General features: G+C 62.2%; 16 protein-coding genes and 1 pseudogene. 11 read left to right on the top strand and 6 right to left on the bottom strand.

Annotated elements, in window-relative coordinates:
- Positions 1–223: 223 nt before the first annotated feature.
- Positions 224–1,120: an N-acetylmuramic acid 6-phosphate etherase gene (locus NVV77_RS02115; RefSeq protein WP_295410260.1), complete on the top strand. Its 897-nt coding sequence runs from the start codon at positions 224–226 to the stop codon at positions 1,118–1,120.
- A gap of 102 nt (positions 1,121–1,222) precedes the next feature.
- Here the strand turns inward: NVV77_RS02115 and NVV77_RS02120 are convergent, their stop codons facing one another.
- A complete protein-coding gene (locus NVV77_RS02120; protein WP_295410261.1) occupies positions 1,223–3,646 on the bottom strand; it encodes a glycoside hydrolase family 2 protein in 2,424 nt (807 codons plus the stop codon).
- Between the two features lie 140 nt (positions 3,647–3,786).
- Here NVV77_RS02120 and NVV77_RS02125 point away from each other — a divergent pair, with 140 nt between their 5' ends.
- Complete coding sequence (locus NVV77_RS02125) at positions 3,787–4,263, top strand: SRPBCC family protein (protein ID WP_295410262.1); 477 nt, start codon at positions 3,787–3,789, stop codon at positions 4,261–4,263.
- A gap of 148 nt (positions 4,264–4,411) precedes the next feature.
- Here NVV77_RS02125 and NVV77_RS02130 read toward each other — a convergent pair whose 3' ends face one another.
- From NVV77_RS02130 to NVV77_RS02145, 4 genes are all read right to left on the bottom strand, one after another.
- Complete coding sequence (locus NVV77_RS02130; protein ID WP_295410264.1) at positions 4,412–4,921, bottom strand: GNAT family N-acetyltransferase; 510 nt, start codon at positions 4,919–4,921, stop codon at positions 4,412–4,414.
- Positions 4,921–6,021, bottom strand: coding sequence for a Xaa-Pro peptidase family protein (locus NVV77_RS02135; RefSeq protein WP_295410266.1), 1,101 nt, complete (start codon positions 6,019–6,021; stop codon positions 4,921–4,923). Before NVV77_RS02135 ends, NVV77_RS02130 begins: the two co-directional genes overlap by 1 nt.
- A 194-nt stretch (positions 6,022–6,215) precedes the next feature.
- A complete protein-coding gene (locus NVV77_RS02140; RefSeq protein ID WP_295410268.1) occupies positions 6,216–7,805 on the bottom strand; it encodes an ABC transporter substrate-binding protein in 1,590 nt (529 codons plus the stop codon).
- A complete protein-coding gene (locus tag NVV77_RS02145; RefSeq protein WP_295410270.1) occupies positions 7,802–8,476 on the bottom strand; it encodes a helix-turn-helix domain-containing protein in 675 nt (224 codons plus the stop codon). The genes NVV77_RS02140 and NVV77_RS02145 overlap by 4 nt, the downstream gene beginning before the upstream one ends.
- Positions 8,477–8,677: 201 nt before the next feature.
- On the opposite strand from NVV77_RS02145, the gene NVV77_RS02150 reads away from it, so the two are divergent.
- The 5 genes from NVV77_RS02150 to NVV77_RS02170 are packed head-to-tail and all read left to right on the top strand — an operon-like array spanning position 8,678 to position 12,658.
- Positions 8,678–9,679 carry an ABC transporter permease gene (locus NVV77_RS02150; protein WP_295410595.1) on the top strand — a complete coding sequence of 334 codons (1,002 nt, stop codon included), beginning with the start codon at positions 8,678–8,680 and terminating at the stop codon, positions 9,677–9,679.
- Positions 9,679–10,581: an ABC transporter permease gene (locus NVV77_RS02155; RefSeq protein ID WP_035081519.1), complete on the top strand. Its 903-nt coding sequence runs from the start codon at positions 9,679–9,681 to the stop codon at positions 10,579–10,581. The genes NVV77_RS02150 and NVV77_RS02155 overlap by 1 nt, the downstream gene beginning before the upstream one ends.
- On the top strand, positions 10,578–11,414 hold the full coding sequence (locus NVV77_RS02160; RefSeq protein WP_295410273.1) for an ABC transporter ATP-binding protein: 837 nt from the start codon (positions 10,578–10,580) through the stop codon (positions 11,412–11,414). Before NVV77_RS02155 ends, NVV77_RS02160 begins: the two co-directional genes overlap by 4 nt.
- Positions 11,411–12,142, top strand: a complete 732-nt coding sequence (locus NVV77_RS02165; protein ID WP_291420552.1) for an ABC transporter ATP-binding protein — start codon at positions 11,411–11,413, stop codon at positions 12,140–12,142. The genes NVV77_RS02160 and NVV77_RS02165 overlap by 4 nt, the downstream gene beginning before the upstream one ends.
- A gap of 24 nt (positions 12,143–12,166) precedes the next feature.
- Positions 12,167–12,658 carry a GAF domain-containing protein gene (locus tag NVV77_RS02170; protein WP_295410276.1) on the top strand — a complete coding sequence of 164 codons (492 nt, stop codon included), beginning with the start codon at positions 12,167–12,169 and terminating at the stop codon, positions 12,656–12,658.
- 184 nt (positions 12,659–12,842) lie between these two features.
- Here NVV77_RS02170 and putA read toward each other — a convergent pair whose 3' ends face one another.
- The gene (gene putA / locus NVV77_RS02175) at positions 12,843–16,214 is read right to left on the bottom strand and encodes a bifunctional proline dehydrogenase/L-glutamate gamma-semialdehyde dehydrogenase PutA (RefSeq protein WP_295410278.1); all 3,372 of its coding nucleotides are present in this window, start codon (positions 16,212–16,214) and stop codon (positions 12,843–12,845) included.
- A 120-nt stretch (positions 16,215–16,334) separates the two neighbouring features.
- Between putA and NVV77_RS02180 the strand changes: the two genes are divergently transcribed.
- The 4 genes and pseudogenes from NVV77_RS02180 to NVV77_RS02195 all read left to right on the top strand — a co-directional run bounded on the left by NVV77_RS02180 (position 16,335) and on the right by NVV77_RS02195 (position 19,749).
- On the top strand, positions 16,335–16,802 hold the full coding sequence (locus NVV77_RS02180; RefSeq protein ID WP_295410279.1) for an Lrp/AsnC ligand binding domain-containing protein: 468 nt from the start codon (positions 16,335–16,337) through the stop codon (positions 16,800–16,802).
- Positions 16,803–16,941: 139 nt separating this feature from the next.
- Positions 16,942–17,979, top strand: a complete 1,038-nt coding sequence (locus NVV77_RS02185; RefSeq protein WP_295410281.1) for a PotD/PotF family extracellular solute-binding protein — start codon at positions 16,942–16,944, stop codon at positions 17,977–17,979.
- A gap of 156 nt (positions 17,980–18,135) precedes the next feature.
- A complete protein-coding gene (locus NVV77_RS02190) occupies positions 18,136–18,960 on the top strand; it encodes an ABC transporter permease (protein WP_295410283.1) in 825 nt (274 codons plus the stop codon).
- Positions 18,957–19,749, top strand: a pseudogene (locus NVV77_RS02195) (ABC transporter permease). The gene NVV77_RS02190 and the pseudogene NVV77_RS02195 overlap by 4 nt, the downstream one beginning before the upstream one ends.
- Positions 19,750–19,754 lie beyond the last annotated feature (5 nt).

Genomic DNA, 19,754 nt, shown 5'->3' on the forward strand with positions numbered 1-19,754 from the left:
CGGGGCTCAGACTTCGGGCGGGACCTCCCCGCGCAAATGCTCACCCACAATACCAATAAAATACCATTCGCACGATCCGGTTTCCAGAGTGGTCAGTCCAAAGCGCAGGCGCGCTGGACATTTCTCAACAAAAACTTGGGTCCGACGACAAGCGGGTTATGGCCTGAGGCGCCCGGCTGGACAAGTGGTATTTTTTTGGCATTATCCGGCCAAGGAGTTTCTTATGGCCGAAAGACAAACCGAAAAGCGCCACGCGGCAGCCCAGGGACTGGAATTGCGGTCGCCGACCGAGATTCTGACGCTGCTGGCGGCTGGTCAGGCAGATGCGGCAAAAAGCGTTGCGACGGCCGTTGATGCCTTGGCCGATGGCGCTGTGCTTGCGGCCGCCAGTATCGAGGCTGGCGGGCGTCTGATCTATGTCGCGGCGGGCAGTTCGGGGCTGATGGCGCTGGCCGACGCGCTGGAATTGCCGGGAACCTATGGCATTGCTCGCGAACAGATCGTGGTGTTGCTGGCCGGCGGGCTCGACTCGCTGGTGAATATGCTCGGCGGACCGGAAGACGATGGCGACGCCGCGAAGAAGGCGATTGAGGACCTCTATCTTGATGCCCGAGATTGTGTGATCGCGCTCACGGCGAGCGGGCAGACACCGTTCCCGGTTTCGGCTGTTCTCGCAGCCAAGGCGGCAGGTGCGAAGACGATCGGCTTTTCGAACAATGCCGGCGCGCTGATCCTTGATATCGCCGATGTTGGCGTCTGCCTGCCGACGCCGCCGGAGGTGATTGCTGGCTCGACCCGCATGGGTGCCGGTACGGCGCAGAAGATCGCGCTCAATATGCTGTCGACGCTGATGGCCATTCACCTTGGTCACGTGCACGACGGGTTCATGGTCAATGTCATCGCGGACAATATCAAGCTGCGCGAACGGGCGCGGGGAATCGTTGCGTCGATCTCGGGGGCCAGCGAAGACCGCGCCGCGGCAGCGCTCGAAACAAGCGAAGGCGCGGTGAAGCCGGCAGTGTTGCTGGCGGCGGGCGCGGAAGACCTTGGCGCGGCAGAGGCGATGCTGGCCGAGCACAAGGGACGGTTGCGGTTAGCGCTTGCAGCGCTGCAGAGCTAGGCCCTCAACACTCCTCCAATCCACGTTGTCATTCCCGCGAAAGCGGGAATCCATGTTTGGAAACGGAGATTCCCGCTTTCGCGGGAATGACACCGTGATGAGCTATCGGATCAGTTGATTGACGCAGCGGAAAATCGGCGCGCCCGACAGTGTTTTCGCGTCCAGTTCGACCGGCGATTGCACAACGAATGTCTTGCTCTGCCCCGGAAGCAGGGTCACCAGCATGTCGTCGACGGTCGCGTCTGGATGGATGCGGTCGACGAAAAGGCAGAGGTCCTTGATCAGAGTTTTGGCCGCTACGGTGACCTGATAGCCGTCCGCTGCCCTTTCAACCCTCAGGTCGAATTCCGCCCGCGGCAGGTTCAGGTCGATGTCTTCGGCAAAATAATGAAAAGCCGTGCTGTCGTGCATGGTGGCGACGAGGAGTTCATTGGACTTGTCGCCTACGGCCGTGATCTCGGCGGGGATTGGGAGTTCGGCCGCCGAAAGCCGATCGGCGCAAAGGCGCCAGTGGGTCCATTCGGCCAGAACCGTACCATCGAAGCGCAGGCGCTTTATTGTGACGGGCCCACGCCAGAACAGGGTGCGTTCGTTGACGGCGACGACGCTGAGGCCGTCGCCGCGTGGTTGGATCATAAGAAGGTGCGGGTGATAGACGGCGCGCAGCGCGTACCAGAGCGGCTTAAGCCGCCCATAGCCGTCGATGGCGGCCCATGAGGTGACGGGCCAGCAATCGTTCAATTGCCAGACGATGGTACCCATGTTGCGCCCGCGGAAACTGCGCATGTGCTCGATGCCGAATTTGATGGCGCGGGCCTGGTTGAGCTGGGTGGCAAAATGCCAATCGTCCATATTCTTGGGTTCAGGCAGATGGCCTTTCAGGCCGCGCAGCAGCTTGTCATTGCCGATGGTCGCCTTCTGGTGGTGCCAGACGCCGGGCGAGGTCGGGGTGAGCGGATTGTCGTGGACCGATTGGGTGAGCGTCGCCCAGGTTGGTGGCGCCTGCCAGCCGAATTCGGAACAGAAGCGCGGGATGCTATCGGCATAGTGCTCGTAGCCGATTTCGTTCCAGACATCCCAGAGATGGGTGCAGCCGTGGGCGGGGTCGTTGGGGTGAATGTCCATCGAGCCCGAATAGGGGCTACCAGCCCAATAGGGGCGTGTGGGATCGAGTTCGGCGACGAGGCGCGGCAGGAGATCGAGATAGTAGCCGAGGCCCCAGGTGCGGTTCTTGAGGACGTCCTGCCAGCCCCAATCGAACCAGCCCCAGATGTTTTCGTTGTTGCCGTTCCAGACCACCAGCGAGGGGTGCGGCATGAGGCGGACAATGTTTTCACGCGCTTCGGCCTCGATCTCGGCGGGCAGATCGCCTTCCTCGGGATAGGCGGCGCAGGCGAAGAGAAAATCCTGCCAGACGAGCATGCCCTGCCTGTCGCATTCTTGGTAGAAGGCTTCGGTTTCGTAGATGCCGCCGCCCCAGACGCGGAGCATGTTGATGTTCGCGGCCTTGGCCTGGGCGATGCGGGCGGCATAGCGCTCGGGCGTGACGCGCGGCAGGAAGCAGTCGTCGGGAATCCAATTGGCGCCGCAGATATAGACCGGTACGTCGTTGATGATGAAGGCGAAGGGCGTGCCTTCTTCATCCGGGGTCGTATCGAGGCGCAGGGAGCGGAAGCCGATGTCGCGCTGCCAGGTGTCGAGCACGGTTTCGGCATCGAGCAGTTCGACGGCCAGCGCATAGAGCGGCTGATTGCCGAGACCGGTGGGCCACCAAAGTTCGGGTTTTTCGACGGTGATTTCGGCCGAACCGACGGGGGCCGTTATGGTCTCGCCGGCGACGCTGATGCGGAGGCTCAGATTGGCCGCGTCGCCCTCGACTTCGGCGTGGATGCAGACATGTCCGTCGGCGCCCGCGAGGGTGACTTCGGGACGGATCGAGCGCAGGCGAGCTTTTGACCACGATTGCAGCGAGACGCCCTGCCAGAGGCCCGATGTGACGACGGTCGGGCCCCAGTCCCAGCCGAAATTGCAGGCCATCTTGCGCATCAGATTGGCCGGGCCGGGATAGTTGTTGGGGCGCGGCTCGTAAATCTTGTCGAGCGCTTCGCCGCGCTTCCAGGCGGATTCGAAGCTCACCACGAGATGGTTCTCGCCGGGACGCAGATGCTCGCGGACCGGGAAGCGGTAGCTCCGGTTCATATTGGCGGTTTCGCCGAGGATCACGCCGTTGAGCGTGATGGCAGCAAAGGTGTCGAGGCCGGCAAAGACGAGGTCGACGTTTTCAGCGCCGTCATCGGACCAGTCGAAGGTCCTCTCGTAGCGCCAGTCGCAGCGACCGACCCAATCGACTGATATTTCGTTGAGGTCGAGATAGGGATCGGGGATCAGTCCGGCGGCGAGAAGATCGGTATGGACCGTGCCGGGCACCGTGGCCGGAATGGCCTCGGGAAGGCCGGGGCGAGCCCCCTGCCCGCCAAGACAGGTCAGCGTCCAGTTGCCATCGAGCGCGTGATCTCTAGTCGGCATGCCATACTCCCCAAGGCGCGAACGGCGCTTCCATACAACAGAAGTTTCGTGCCGCGAGAAATTTTCATCGCAAAATGTCGAAGGCACGTTGGGCGCTTCGTCGTTTGGGCATATCAATCTCAAATGCCTGGGAGCAAAAGATGAGCACCGACAACACTATCGATGAGGAACGCGACCTCGTACTCACCCGCCTGATCGACGCGCCGCCGTCGGCCGTCTATCGCTGCTGGACCGATCCGGCGCTGATGGTGCAGTGGTTTGCGCCAAAGCCCTGGAGCACGCCGCGCGCAACGGTCGACCTCCGCGCCGGTGGCGCCACCGAAGTGGTGATGGCCGACGAGGCGGGCAATGAATATCCCAATCCCGGCCAGTACCTCGAAGTGGTCCCGAACAGGAAGCTGGTCTTCACCGATGCCTATGTCGGCGACTGGAAACCGTCGGGAAAACCGTTCTTCACCTGCACGCTGACTTTTGACGATGAAGGCGGCAAGACGCGCTACACGGCGGTCGCCCGGCATTGGGCCAAGGAAGACAAGGAAGCCCACGAGAAGATGGGTTTTCACGAAGGCTGGGGGCTATGTGCTGCGCAGCTTGAGGAAGTCGCGAAGACGCTTTGATCTTCACCTCTCCCTGGGGGGAGAGGTCGACGCGAAGCGGCGGGTGAGGGGGCCCTTGGTAAGCATCGAGCAGTAGGAAGGCCCCCTCACCCGGCCCTGCGGGCCGACCTCTCCCCCAAAGGGAGATGTGAAGAGGCTCCCCATCCGCCTACCCGCGAACCAGCAAAATCGACGGCTTGTCGTGGTAGGAGACGGTCTTCCCCTCCACATAGCCCAAGCGCTGCGCCAGCCGGAGCGAGGGCGTGTTTTCCGGGTCGATGAGGCAGCAGGTGCGCCTCATGTTTTGGGCATCTGCCCAAATTAGCAGTGCCGTGAGCGCCTCGGCGGCAAAGCCTTTGCCGTGATGGTCGGGATGGAGCACCCAGCCCGCTTCAGGGTCCGTGAGTGGCGGATCGATGGATCGGTGAAAGTCGGCGAGGCCGAACTCGCCGATCATGGCGCCGGACCGCTTTTCGACCACAGCAAAATAGCCGTAGCCGAGCAGGTCCCAGTGGCCGGCATAGCGCAGCAGCCGCGACCAGACTTCTTCCGGCGTGCTGGGGCGGCCGCCGATATAGCGGGTGACCTCGTCATTGCCCCAGAGCCGGCAGCTCGCCTCAAAATCGGAAACCTGATGGCGGCGAAGCTGCAGGCGCTCCGTTTCGAGGATTTCTGACATCAGCCGGCGGCGACGGCCGTGCGCGGCATTTCCGAGAAAATCTCGGCCTTGCCATTGCGGATGATGACGATCTCTTCGAGGCGGAGGCCGAACTTGCCCTGCAGATAGATGCCCGGCTCGATGGAGAAGACCATGCCTTCGTCGAGCACGGTTTCGCTGGTGCCGGTAATATAGGGCGCTTCGTGCACATCGATGCCGAGGCCGTGGCCGGTGCGGTGCAGGAAGTTAGGGCCGTAGCCAGCCGCGGTGATGACATCGCGCGCGGCCTTGTCGACGTCGCTGGCGACGGCGCCGGGCTTGGCGGCGGCTATGGCCGCTTCCACGGCGCGGTCGATGATCGAGTGGATCTGGCCATAGCCTTCGGGCGCGGCCTCAAAATAACCCATGCGCGTCATGTCTGACGGATAGCCATCGAGGCGGCAGCCGGTGTCGATCAGCACGGCATCGCCGGCCTTGAGCTGGGTCGAGCCAGTGTGGTGGTGCGGGAAGGCGCCGTTGGGGCCGAAGCAGACCGAGCAGAATTCGGTGGTAGCGCCATTGGCCTTGTAGAATTCACCGATGAATTCAGCGACTTCCACCTCGGTCATGCCGGGCTTCAGCGCTGCGAAGGCAGCGGTCACAGCGCGGTCGTTGAGGAGGTGTGCCGCCTTGATGAGCTTGTATTCGGCTTCATCCTTGCGCGAGCGCAGGTAGCCGACCGTATCCTGGGTGAAGCGGCGCTTGGCGCCTGGCAGGGCATCGAGCAGCAACAGGGCGAAATCGGCGCGCATGGTTTCGTCGAGCACGACGGACGGGTTTTCGCGGGAAATGCCTGACGCTTCGATCAGTTGTGCAAGCGCGGCGCTCGGACCCTCGGCATCGGCCCAGGGGAAGAAGGGCAGATCGGTGTGCTGGCGCGAGGAATCGACATTGAGCGCGGGCATCAGGAAGCCGGCATAGGTCTGGCTGACCAGCAGCATGACGGGACGCTCATCGCCATGGGGCGAGAGATCCGCCAGCCAGCGCATATGGCTCGATGGGCCGATGGCGACGAGATCAGTTGCAGTCTCGGCCATGCGGCGACGGAGATTGGCCATGCGGGTGGTGAGCGTGGAGTTCATTGTCGGTCTCAAACTGGTTTTGGGCTTTGAAGCCCCTCACCCTAACCCTCGTCATTGAGGGTTAGGGTGAGGGGCCGGAGAAAAAGAGCGGAGCCGAGCGGGAGGAGGATGCCCGGCTCCGCAAGCGGCGACCGAGGGACAATCGCCGCCGTGGGTGACCGCGGGATTTGGCCCCGCGGTCGTGTTTGGAAAGACTACTGCTTGGTCACGAGACGGTAGTAGACGAAGTCCGAGTTCGAGCCGTTCACATAGCCTTCGACATTGTTGGCCATGGCGATCTGGAGAGCCGCCTGGAACATGATGACGATCGGGCTTTCGGCCTGAACCTTCTTCTGCAGGTCAATGTAGAGCTCGTTGCGCTTGGCCTGATCGGGCTCGGCGAGAGCGGCATTGACTTCGTCGTTCATTTCGGCCGGCACGGCCCAGGCGTTACGCCAGGTCGTGGTCGCGGTGTAGTTGTCGTCCGCATTGTTCGAATTGTAGGCGAAAGCCTTGGCATTCGAGTGCGGGTCCATGAAGTCCGGGCCCCAATAGAGCAGCATGGCCTGGTGGGTACGCTCACGGTACTTGGTGATCACCTGGGCGCCGGTGCCGGGCAGGATTTCGAAGTTGATGCCGGCTTCGGCAAAGCCAGCCTGCAGCGACTGGGCAATGTCGGTGAACGGGGTCGAGTTGATCACGTCGAGGGTGACGTTGATCGGGGTCGTGATACCGGCGTCAGCCAGGATCTGCTTGGCCTTTTCGACGTCGTAGGTGTACGGCGTCTCGTCATAAGAGCCCGGAAAACCCTTGGGCCAGAAGGCCTGGTGCTTTTCCATCTGGCCCTTGAGGAAGGTCTCGGTCATCCCGTCATAGTCGACGAGGTAACGCGCAGCTTCCCAGACGGCCGGCGGGGTCAGCGATTCCGTCTTCTGGTTGAACGACAGGAAGTGGACGGCAGCCTGCGGGTAGGACTCGACCTTCACCGTGTCAGCCGGCAGACCCGAGATCTGGTCCGGGGTCAGGTTCTTGGCCATGTCGACGTCGCCCGAGGTCAGCAGCAGCTGCTGGGTCGCGGCTTCGGCAACGTGACGGATGAGAACCTGCTTCATGGCCGGAGCGCCATCGAAATAGGTTTCGTTGGCGGTGAGGCGAACGAGTTCAGCCGGACGGTAGTCGGTCAGCACGAACGGGCCGGAACCAGCCGAGTTGGTGTTGAGCCAGGCATTGCCCCAGTCTTCGCCGGTCACATGCTGGGAAACCAGCACTTCGTCGACGATGGCGGCCGGACGGGCAGCGAGTACGTTCAGCACGAAGGCCGAAGCGAAGTCGCCGGTCCACTTCACGGTGACAGTGTTGCCGTCAACGGTGACCATCTCGTCGATGTTTTCCGGGGTCCAGCCGAGCTGGGTCAGGATGAAGGCCGGGGTCAGGTTCAGCGCAATGACGCGCTTGAAGGAATAGTGCACGTCTTCGGCGCGGACCGGGTTGCCCGAGGCGAAGGTGGCGCCTTCGCGCATGGTGAAGGTCAGCGACTTGGCGGCTTCGTCAGCAGTCCATTCCGAAGCAAGGCCAGGCGCGAGAACAGTGGTGTCCTCGGCGGCGTACTGCACCAGGTGGTCATAGAGGTTGGCGTTGATTTCGCCGGCCGAGAATTCATAGGCCTGTGCGGGATCGAGCGCGACGATGTCGTCGATGTTCTGGGCAATGACCAGGGCATCGGCCGGGGTCGCGGCGTAGACGGCGCCAGCTGCCAGCGGCAGGCTGAGCGTGGACGCCAGAAGGGCGGCGCGGAAGAGTTTCATGTGCGTTTCTCCTTTGAAGTGACTTTTTTTCGAACCGGCTTGTTGATGCCGGGTTTTGCTTTCGCCACCACCTGGCGCGACGGACGCGCCGTGGAGCGGAAGAGTGCGAGCGTGCCGGTCCAGAGGAGCTTGGCAGGCTGATCGGTGTGATTGGCCCAGGAATGGGGGCGGTTGCCGCGGAAATGGAGGCTATCGCCGGCATTCATCACCATCTCCTCGCCATCGAGGCGCTGGGTGATGGCCCCTTCGAGCACGTAGAGGATTTCCTCGCCTTCGTGCGACACCGTCTCAGAGCGATAGCCGGGCGGCACGAGCATGATGAAGCTTGAAAGCTGGTTGCCGGGGAAGTCGGCACCGAGACGCTCGTAAACGATGGACGAGCCATCGAGCGAGAAGCGATTGCGGTCCCCTGCCCGCGTCAGCGCATTGTGCGGCGCCGGGGCGGAAACGAAATATTCGATGGAAACGCCGAGGGCCCGCGCGATCTGGGCGAGCGTGCCGAGCGAGGGCGTGGCATGATCGCGCTCGACCTGACTGAGATAGCCCACCGAAACCTCGGCCACGGCACCCAAATCCATCAGCGTCATATGCTGCTGTCGACGGCGCGCACGGATAAGCGCACCCACCTTCGGGTGCCCCTGCTCCACTTCTGCGAGAGCGCTCTGAGCCATCCATCCCACCAAAATTTTTTTGATATAAGCAAAGTTTCTTGTATGGTGAAAGGGAAATGTGAAGGTTTTGCAACCTGCAGGTAACTGATCCTGCGGCGATAAAACCCTGTTATTACAAGAGGATTTCGTGTGACGACTGAACAGCCGGCGCTGACCTCGCCACCGCCAGAAAAACTATCGGGCAAGCGTACAAGACGGCAGATCGGGGCCGTCACGACCTTTCTCGTCACGCTTTTCCTCACTTTTCTGGGCCTGCTGGCGATCACATTTTTCATCGGGCGCGTGATCCCGATCGATCCAGTGCTCGCCGTGGTGGGCGATCGCGCGACGCAGGCGCAGTATGATGCGGCCAAGATCGCCATGGGGCTCGATCAACCGCTCTACATGCAGTTCGTCACCTATGTGGGCAATGTTTTCACCGGCAATCTCGGCATGTCTGTGTCCACCGGCCGTGCCGTTGCCGACGATCTCAGCCGCTTCTTCCCGGCGACATTCGAAATGGCGACGCTGGGCATTCTCATCGGTGTCGCCATCGGCGTGCCGCTTGGGGTGACCGCCGCGGCGCGGCAGGGCAGCTGGCTCGATCAGGCTATTCGCGTGGTGGGCCTCCTCGGCTACTCGGTGCCTGCCTTCTGGCTCGGGCTTGTCGGTCTTGCGATCTTCTATGCCCGGTTGCGCTGGGTTGGCGGACCGGGTCGTCTGGACATCTTCTACGATGGGCTCGTTACGCCCATCACCGGCATGATCCTGATCGACAGCCTCGTGCAGGGCGAGATCGACATTTTCTGGAACGCGGTCTGGCACATCGTGCTGCCGGCGTCCGTGCTGGGCTTTTTCAGCCTCGCCTACATCGCCCGCATGACGCGCAGCTTCATGCTCGATCAGTTGAGCCAGGAATTCGTCACCACGGCGCGCGTCAAAGGCGTGCCGGAGCGGATCGTTATCTGGCGCCATGCCTTCAACCCGATCCGTGTGCCGCTGATCACGGTTATCGGCCTCTCTTACGCCGGGCTGCTTGAAGGTTCGGTGATGATCGAGACGGTCTTCTCCTGGCCCGGCATCGGCAATTATCTGACGACGGCGCTGCTCAATGCCGACATGAATGCCGTGCTCGGTTCGACGCTGGTCATTGGCGCCGTCTTCATCGTCATCAATAAAGTTTCGGACGTGCTCTACCGCGTCCTCGATCCGAGGGCTCGCTAATGACGACGCGTGACTGGCTTCTCGCCGATTCCCCCACTTCGCGCTGGCAGGCCAATGCCGGCCGCGCTTATCGGGTGTTCACCGCCCTCCTCCGCAATCCCCTGTCGGTGCTGGGCGGGGTCATCATCCTCGTCCTGCTGCTGACGGCCCTCTTTGCGCCTTGGATCGCGCCGTTTTCGCCGACAGGGCAGAACTTGAGCCAGCGCCTGTTGCCCCCCTCGGGCGTCAACTGGATGGGCACGGATGAGCTTGGCCGTGATATTTTTTCACGTGTGGTTTGGGGTTCGCAGATCACCCTGACCATCGTTCTGCTGGTGGCGCTGATCTCGGCGCCGCTGGGCCTCCTCATCGGGGCAATCTCCGGCTATTTCGGTGGCTGGGTCGATCGCGTGCTGATGGGCTTTACCGACATCTTCCTGTCGCTGCCCAAACTGATCCTGGCGCTGGCCTTCGTGGCGGCACTCGGGCCGGGCATCAACAATGCCATCATCGCGATCGCCATCACCTCCTGGCCGGCTTATGCGCGTATCGCCCGCGCCGAAACGCTGACCATTCGCAATGCCGAATATATCTCGGCGGTGCAGCTGGCCGGTGGCGGTCCGATCCGTGTGATCGTGCAGCACATCCTGCCGCTTTGCACCTCGTCGATGATCGTCCGCGTAACGCTCGACATGGCCGGGGTGATCCTGACGGCAGCAGGCCTGGGCTTTATCGGCCTTGGCGCACAGCCGCCGCTGCCCGAGTGGGGCGCAATGATTTCGCGTGGCCGCACCTTCATTCTCGATCAGTGGTGGGTCGCGACCATGCCCGGTTTTGCCATCATCATCGTCTCGCTCGGCTTCTGCTTCCTCGGCGATGGCCTGCGCGACGTGCTTGATCCCAAGAGCGAGGGCAAGTCATGAGTTCTCCCCTCCTCGAAGTCGAAAATCTGCGCGTTTCGTTTCCGACCCATTCCGGTCGCGTCGAAGTGGTGAAGGGCCTCTCCTTCACCCTCGGTCGCGAGCGGCTGGGCATTGTGGGCGAGAGCGGGTCGGGCAAGTCGATGACTGGCCGCTCGATCCTCAAACTCATCCGCAAGCCCGGTGAAGTGACCGCCGACAAGCTGCGTTTCGAGGGGATCGACATCCTCGACCAGAACGAAAAGCAGATGCGCGCCATTCGCGGCGCCCGCATTTCCATGGTCATGCAGGACCCGAAATTCTCGCTCAACCCGGTGATGACTGTTGGCGAGCAGATCGCCGAAGCACTGGTGACGCACCAGAGGCTGGGCCGCAAGGAAGTGCAGCAGCGCATTCTCGACATGCTTGTTGCCGTCCGCATCAACGATCCCGAGCGCGTGGCCAAGCTTTATCCGCACGAAGTTTCGGGCGGCATGGGCCAGCGCATCATGATCGCAATGATGCTGATCCCTGAGCCTGAACTGCTCATCGCCGACGAGCCGACCTCGGCACTCGACGTTTCGGTGCAGGCGCAGGTGCTCGACATCATCGATGATCTGGTCACGAGAAAAGGCATGGGCCTGATCCTGATCAGCCACGACCTGGCGCTGGTCAGCCGCTACTGCGACCGCATCCTCGTGATGAATGCCGGCCGCGTGGTTGAAGAATGCGCCGCCGGGCAACTCGACAAGGCGCAGCACCCCTACACGCGGGGCCTGCTTGCGGCCATGCCGGTGATTGACGAAACACGCGACGAATTGCCGGTGCTCGACCGGACACAATGGGCGGGCACATGAGCGCACTTACCCTCAAAAATCTCGACATTTCCTATGGCGACACCAAGGTCGTGCATGGGGTGAACCTCGACGTCCCGGAAGGCGAAAGCTTTGCCCTCGTCGGGGAAAGCGGCTCGGGCAAGTCGACGATCCTGCGCGCCATTGCCGGGCTCGCTCCGGAATGGACCGGCGAAATTTCGGTGCTGGGCAAGCCGCGGACCCATGGCGTCGACCGCAATGTCTCGCGCACTGTGCAGATGGTGTTCCAGGACCCTTACGGCTCGCTGCATCCGCGCAAGACCATCGACTCCGCCCTCTCCGAGCCGCTGGCCATTCATGGCATCGGCAATCGCGGGGAGCGGGTTGAAGCGGTGCTGAAGCAAGTCGGTCTCGACCAGCGTTTTCGCTTCCGCTTCCCGCACCAGCTTTCGGGCGGCCAGCGCCAGCGTGTCGCCATTGCGCGGGCGTTGATGCTCGAGCCCAAGGTACTGCTGCTCGACGAGCCGACTTCGGCGCTCGACGTTTCGGTGCAGGCGGAAATCCTGAACCTCCTCAAGCGCCTGCGTCGGGAACAGAACCTCACCTTCCTGATGGTGACGCATAACCTGCCCGTCGTGAGCTTCCTCTGCGACCGCCTCGCCGTGATGCGACATGGCAAAATCGTCGAGATTGCCGACGTCGCCCAGCTCAAGCAAGGCGACCTCAAGGAGCCCTATTCGCGCGAATTGCTCGCCGCGACGGCCGCCTGATATTTCATACTAAGGACTATTCGAATGACTGACCATTCCGCCGCCCTCGCCGCATTTGACGCGGCCATTGCCGAGGCCAAGGGTGTCGAAGCGGCCTTTGCCGCGCTGCAGACGCTGACTGAAGCCACCGTGGGCGTGAAGCTTTTCACCTATATGACCGTCGACATGGCCAATGAACTGGCCCGCCGCGCCTATACGAGCGATGCCCTCAGCTACCCCACTTCGGGCACCAAGCCGATCCACTACGACGCCTGGTTCGACATCGTGCACAAGCAGCACGCCTATTTCGTCGCCAACACGATCGAAGACATCGCCAAGGTGTTTCCCGACTATGAGCTGATCAACTCGCTCGGCTGCCAGTCGGTGGTGAACATGCCGGTCATACTTGGCGGCGAACTGGTCGGCACGGTCAACATGCTGCACGAGACGGATTTTTACACGCCGGAACGCGTTGCAGAGATCAAGGCAGTGCTGTCGATTCCGGCGAAATTGGCAGCGGCGGTTGTTGCGCGCTGAAGCTAAAGTTCTCGTATAGAATCAAAAAGGCCCGTGGTGATCACCACGGGCCTTTTTTTGCTTTGAGCTTCACACCAGGCTACCCCACCCCACGGTGTCATTCCCGCGAAAGCGGGAGGCCCTGTTTTAGGAAACGGAGGTCCCCGCTTTCGCGGGGATGACACAGTGGAAGAGAGGAAAGCCCTCAGCTCGCCGTGGCGATCAGCGTGGCGTTGCCGCCGGCTGCCGTGGTGTCGATGCAGACGTGGCGTTCATGCTGCAAGCGTGCGACGTCTTCGGTTGACGTCAGCACTGGCAGGATCGGACCGTCGCGACCGGCCAGGGTCTTGCGGATGGTCGACAGCGTTGCGTCATCGCCGAACCAGGCGACAGCGTCGAAGGTGGTGGCGACGCCAAGCATGTCCTTATCGAGCGAGGCGACCAGCGGCACGCAGCCGGCCTGGCCGGCCATGACCTTCTGGGCCGAGATATCGGCTTCGGTCGGGCCAAGGCACAACAGGGTGCCGCGCGGCGAGACGTGCAGCACATTGCTTTCGCCCGTCGGGCCCGGCAGCGTTTCGGCGGCAGCCTGCAGGCCGGAATGGCCCTTGGTGAAGCGCGCGACATAGTGCGGGCCGCCAGCCTTGGGGCCGGTGCCCGAGAGGCCCTCGCCACCAAAGGGCTGGGAGCCAACGACGGCGCCGATCTGGTTGCGGTTGACGTAGATATTGCCGGCGTGAACTGCCGAAGAAACCTTCTTCACGCGGCTCGAAATGCGGGTGTGCATGCCGAAGGTGAGGCCATAGCCGGAAGCGTTGATGGCGTCGATGACGCTATCGAGCTCGTCGGCCTTGAAGGTCGCGACGTGCAGCACGGGTCCGAAGATTTCTTCCGGAATTTCCCCGATGCCACCGACCTTTACGACGGTGGGCGCAACGAAGGTGCCAACGGCGGGCGCCTTCATGGCGTGAATCACCTTTCTCGCGTTAACATCCACATAGGACTGGATTTTCTTGCGCGCCGGCTCGTCGATGATCGGGCCGATATCGGTGGCGAGATCCCAGGGATTGCCGAGGGTCAGTTCGTCCATCGCGCCCTTGAGCATTTCGATGGTCCGCGCGGCAGCATCTTCCTGCACATAGAGAACGCGGAGCGCCGAGCAGCGCTGGCCGGCCGACTGGAAGGCCGAGGCGAGAATGTCGCGCACGGCCTGTTCGGGCAGCGCGGTCGAGTCGACGATCATGGCGTTGAGGCCGCCGGTTTCGGCGATCAGCGGCGCCTTGGCGTCGACATGTTCGGCCATGGCGCGGTCGATGCGATGGGCCGTCGGCAGTGAGCCGGTGAAGGCGACGCCGGCGATACGCGCATCCGAAGTCAGCGCTGTGCCGACATCCGGGCCGCCCGGCATGAGCTGGATTGCGTCGGTCGGGATACCGGCTTCGTGCATCAATTGCACGGCGCGGAAGGCGATGAGCGGGGTCTGCGGCGCCGGCTTTGCCACCACCGGATTGCCGGCAACGAGCGCCGCGGCGATCTGGCCGGAGAAGATGGCGAGCGGGAAATTCCACGGCGAGATGGCCACGAACGGACCGCGGGCAGCAGCCAGCGGCTTGGTCTCGGCTTCGGCTGCGTAATAGCGCAGGAAGTCGACGGCCTCGCGGACCTCGGCGATAGCATCCGCCCAGGACTTGCCGGCTTCACGAGCCAGCAGCGCGAAAAGTTCGGCGCGGTTGGCTTCGTAGAGGTCGGCGGTCTTGCGCAAGAGTTCAGCGCGGGTGCCGACAGCGGTCTGCGACCACTTGCTGGCAACGGCGGCGGAGATTGCCGTGGTAACACCCTTGGCCGAGGCGGAAACCACCTGGCCGACGATGTCGGTGGGGTCAGCCGGGTTGATGACCGGCGTGGTTTCGCTGGAGGCTTCGGCAACCGGCAGCGGCGTTGCCAGCCACTGGGTCTTGCAGAAGGCTTCGCGGGCCGCATTCACGGCGCCGAAGGCCACCGGATCGGTCAGGTCGAGACCGGCCGAATTGCGGCGCGCGCCGAAGACGGCGTCGGGCAGCGGGATGTTCGGGTTGGCAAAACCATCGAGCGCCAGGAGCTTGGTGATCGGGTCTTCTGCGACCTTGGCGGCCGGAATGTCCTCGTCGGCGATCTGGTAGACGAAAGAGCCATTGGCGCCGTTTTCGAGCAGGCGACGCACGAGATAGGCTAGCAGATCCTTGTGCGGACCGACGGGCGCATAGATGCGCGTGGTGGTGCCGTGGTTGGTGCGCAGCACTTCGTGCAGGCGCTCGCCCATGCCGTGGAGGCGTTGGAACTCATAGGTGTCGTTTAGGCGACCGGCCTCAGCCGCCAGATGCAGCACGGCAGCGGCCGTGTGGGCATTGTGCGAGGCGAACTGGGGGTAGATGCGCTTCTTGGAAAAGAGCTTCCGGGCGGCAGCGATGTAGCTGACGTCGGTGATGGCCTTGCGCGTATAGACCGGGAAGCCCGGCAGGCCGAGCACCTGGGCGCGCTTGATTTCGGCGTCCCAATAGGCGCCCTTGACGAGACGCACCATGACCTTGCGATCGTACTTTTCGGCCGTGGCTTCGAGCCAGTCGATCAGCGGCAGCACGCGCTTGCCATAGGCCTGCACGACAATACCAAAACCCTCCCAACCGGCGAGTTCGGGCGTTGCCAGCACGGCTTCGATGATTTCCATCGAGAGATCGAGACGATCGGCTTCTTCGGCGTCGATATTGAAGCCCATATTGGCTTCACGGGCGGCAATGGCGAGTTTCCGAGTCGCATCAACGAGTTCGGTAAGAACGCGTTCGCGCTGCGCGAACTCGTAGCGCGGGTGCAGCGCCGAGAGTTTTACGGAAATACCGGGATTGTCGCGCACAGCCGAGGAGGTGCAGTGCGGGGCGAGCGTGGCGATGGCGTCCGAATAGGCCTTGAAATAGCGCTCGGCGTCTTCGGCAGTGCGGGCGGCTTCGCCCAGCATGTCGTAGGAATAGCGGTAGCCGAGGGATTCCGGCTTCTTCGCATTAGCGACGGCTTCGTCGATGGTGCGGCCGAAAACAAACTGGCTGCCGAGGAGGCGCATGGCCTGACCGACGGCGGTGCGGATGACCGGTTCGCCGAGGCGGGCAATGGCGCGGTGCAGCGCGTTCTTGGGGCCGACTTCGGGGTCACCCAGCACGTCGGCGGTCAGGTTCAGCGCCCAGGACGAAAAATTGACCAGCGTGTTCGATGACGAGCCAAAGTGGCTGGCCCAGTCGGAGCCGCCGACCTTGTCGTGGATCAGCGCATCGACGGTCTCGGCATCGGGCACGCGCAGCAGCGCTTCGGCCAGCGACATCAAAGCCACGCCTTCGTCGGTGGCAAGACCATACTCGGCAAGGAAGCTCTCCATCAGCCCGAGCTTGTTGCCGGTGCGGACTGATGTCACCAGCTTTTCGGCATGGCCGGAGATGGACTGGCGCTGGGCCGCGTCGAGGCCGGTGGCTTCGATCAGCTGGGGGACGAGGATGTTTTCATCCGCATAAATGCGGTTGCGCATGGTGTCGCGGAAGGCGGTCGTGTCGGTCATGGAAGAGCACTCAAAAGCGTTGCCTTAAAATGCCAGAAGCCGGGAAGTCGTTTCGCCTATTTGTATGGCCGTCTCGCGACGACAGTGGTAATTTCAGCCCACCAAGTAGGCGAAGTGACCATGAAAACAGTCGTTCTCGAAACTTTAGACCAAATCGACCGGAAGATTCTGGATGAGCTGGCGCGCGATGGCCGTTTGAGCGTCGCTGAACTGAGCCGCAGGGTCAATCTTTCCAAGACGCCGTGCCAGGCTCGGATCAAGCGTCTGGAGGCCGAAGGCTACATCCTCGGCTATCGCGCAGTTATCGATCCCAAGCGCCTGGGCCTGCCCCATGTTGCCTTCGTGGAGGTCAAGCTTTCAGACACGCGCAAGGCAGCGTTGGCGGCCTTCAACAAGGCGGTGCGGTCCCTACCTGAGGTCGAACAGGCGCATATGATCGCCTCGAGCTTCGACTATCTCCTGAAGGTTCGCACCAAGGACATCGCGGCCTATCGCGAAGTGTTGGGCGAAAAGATCTCCGCTCTGCCCCATGTGGCCCATACCAGCACGCATGTCTCGATGGAGGCCGTTAAGGACGACGCCGAATAGTTCTGCGATTTCATGCGGATTGCGACGGAAAGCCCAGAAATTAGTCTTGTGTTAACTCGGGCGCAAAAATAGGCTGAATTTCCGAGGGAGCACACTCAAACGCCAGCGGTCCCAAGCCTGCTGGAACAGGGAACAAGACATGTCACGTATCGTCGCAACCACTCTCGCGCTTGGCCTTGCCGCCACCGCGGCTTTTGCCACGCCTGCCTTCGCGCAGACCAAGACGCTCACCATTTCCTGGTGGGGTTTCAACGGCGAAAAGCTCGAATCCATTATCCTGGCCCCGTTCCGCGAAAAGTGCGGCTGCGAAATCCAGTTTGAAACCGGCAATAATGGCGAGCGCCTGAACAAGCTGCAGATCCGCAACGGTGCCGGCGTCGACGTGGCCTATTTCACCGACGCTTTCAGCCAGCAGGGCATCGAGCTGGGCCTGTTCCAGGAGCTCGACCGCTCCAAGCTCCCGAACATTGAAGGTCTCTATGACCTCGCCAAGGACCCGCAGGGCGGTTACGGCCCGGCTTACTCGATCGGCCGCGTCGGCGTCGTCTATGACAGCGCCAAGGTAACGACCCCGATCACCTCGTGGAACGACCTGTGGCGTGAAGACCTCGCCTCCTCCCTGTCGCTGCCGGGTATCACCACCACGGCTGGCCCGATGGTTGTGGTCAAGGCCGGCGAACATCAGGGCGTCGATGCCTTCGCAGACGCCGATGGCGCCTTTGCCGGTGTCGAGGCCCTCAAGCCGAATGTCGTGAAGAACTACAACACCGGTTCGGAGATGATTAACCTCTTCTCGACCGGCGAAGTGACCGCTGCCATCGCGCAGGATTTCACCCTGGCTCAGATCCAGGCCGCCGTGCCGACCGTTGTCTGGGCCGACCTTTCGGAAGGCTCGATCGCGACGCTGAACACGGTCAATATTCCGAAGGGCGCTGCCGAGCCGGAACTGGCCTATGAGTTCATCAACTTCATCCTGTCGCCGGAAATCCAGCAGCAGCTGGCCGAGCAGGGCGTTGACGCTCCGGTCAATACCGCCGTCACGCTGACCCCGGAACAGGCTGCGCTCTGGACCTATGGTGCAGACGTGATCGCTGGCCTGCAGAGCATCGACTCGGCCGCGCTCAATGCAGCTAAGGGCGGCTGGGTTGATCGCTGGAACGAAATCTTCGGCATGTAAGATTTTCGGGTGGGGGAAACGCGAGTTTTCCCCACCTCTACTTTGAGGTCATTCCCGCAACCCCGGGAATCCCGTATTGCACTGAATGAGAGATTCCCGTTACCCGCGGGAATGACGTGGTGGTTGAGGGGCTACCAAAGAAAAAGGCCATAGGCGATGAAACGCTTTGCAGGCTGGACGCTGGCTTCGCCGGCAACCCTGCTGGTGCTGCTGGGGCTAGTCGCCCCCGTTGCAGCCACGATCTACACGACGTTCGGAACGCCGGGCGGACCATTTGCTACCTACCAGGCCTTCTTCGGCAGCGGCTTCCGTCGCACGGTGCTGCTGCGGACCATCAATGTCTCGTTGATCGTCACGGTCATCGCGCTGGTGATCGGCTTCATCACTGCCTATGTGGTGTCGCGTGCACCGGGCTGGCTCAAATCCATCCTGATCATCGCCGCAGTCTTTCCGCTGCTGACCGGCGTTGTCGTGCGCTCGTTCGCCTGGCTCATAATCCTGGGCAAAAACGGCATCCTCAATTCGACGCTGATCAATCTCGGCCTCATCGGCGAACCGCTCTCCATGCTCTACACGCAGGGATCGGTGATCGTTGCCATGGTCTATCTCTTCGTGCCGCTGATGGTCCTCACCCTTGTGGGCGTGCTGGAAGCCATTCCCGATGACCTGATCCAGGCCTCGGCCTCGCTCGGCGCCAATTCGTGGGCAACCTTTACGCAGGTCATCCTGCCGCTGGCCGTGCCCGGCCTCATCGTCGGCGCCGTGCTGGTCTTTACCGGCAGCTTCACCTCATACGCCACGCCCCAGCTACTCGGCGGCGAGCAGGTGATGATGATGGGTACGCTGATGTATCAGCAGGCCATGGTCACCTTTGACTGGGTGAGCGCCTCCACCATCGCCGCCATCATGGTGGTGATCACCATTGCCATCGTCATGGCGATGAATGCCGCGGCCCGCCGCCTCAACCCGATGACCGTCTGATGCCGACAAAGATCCATCCAGCCCTGATCGGCTTCACCGCTCTCGTCTTCCTGTTCCTCGTGGGGCCGCTCGTCATCGTGGTGGGCGCCGCCCTCAGCGATACGACGTTCCTCACCTTCCCGCCGCAGGGGCTTAGTCTGCGTTGGTTCCAGAACATTTTTGAGATCGACGCCTTCCGGCGCACCATTCTCACCAGCCTGCAGGTCGCCGTGCTTTCGACCTTCGTGGCGCTGCTGATCGGCATTCCGGCGTCCTACGCCATGAGCCGCTATCGCATCCAGCTTCCGGGCTGGCTGTCGACGCTGTTCGTGCTGCCGGTGCTGGTGCCCGAACTGGTGCTGGGCTTTTCGCTGCTGAAGAATCTCGCCTTCCAGTTCAATGCGCCGATCTTCCTGTCGCTGGTCATCGGCCACACGATCCTGATCTTGCCCTATGTGATCCGGGTGATTTCGGCTTCGCTGGCCTCTTTCGATTTCTCCATCGAGGAAGCGGCGATCAGCCTGGGTTCGCCGCCGCTGAAGACCTTCTTCACCGTGCTCCTGCCCAATGTCCGCTCGGGCGTGATTGCGGCCTTCATCCCTGGCCTTCATCACCTCGATCAATGACGTGTCGATCTCGATCTTCCTCACGGGACCGGGCATTTCGACGCTTCCCATTCAGCTGCTCGCCCATATGGAGCAGTTCTTCGATCCTACCGTCGCTTCGGTTTCGGTCATGCTCATGGTGCTCACCGTGGCCGTCATGGCCATTGTCGAGCGCACGCTGGGCCTCACCTTCCTTGCCAAATAGAGGTC

The sequence above is a fragment of the Devosia sp. genome, assembly GCF_024707125.1.
Taxonomy (GTDB): domain Bacteria; phylum Pseudomonadota; class Alphaproteobacteria; order Rhizobiales; family Devosiaceae; genus Devosia.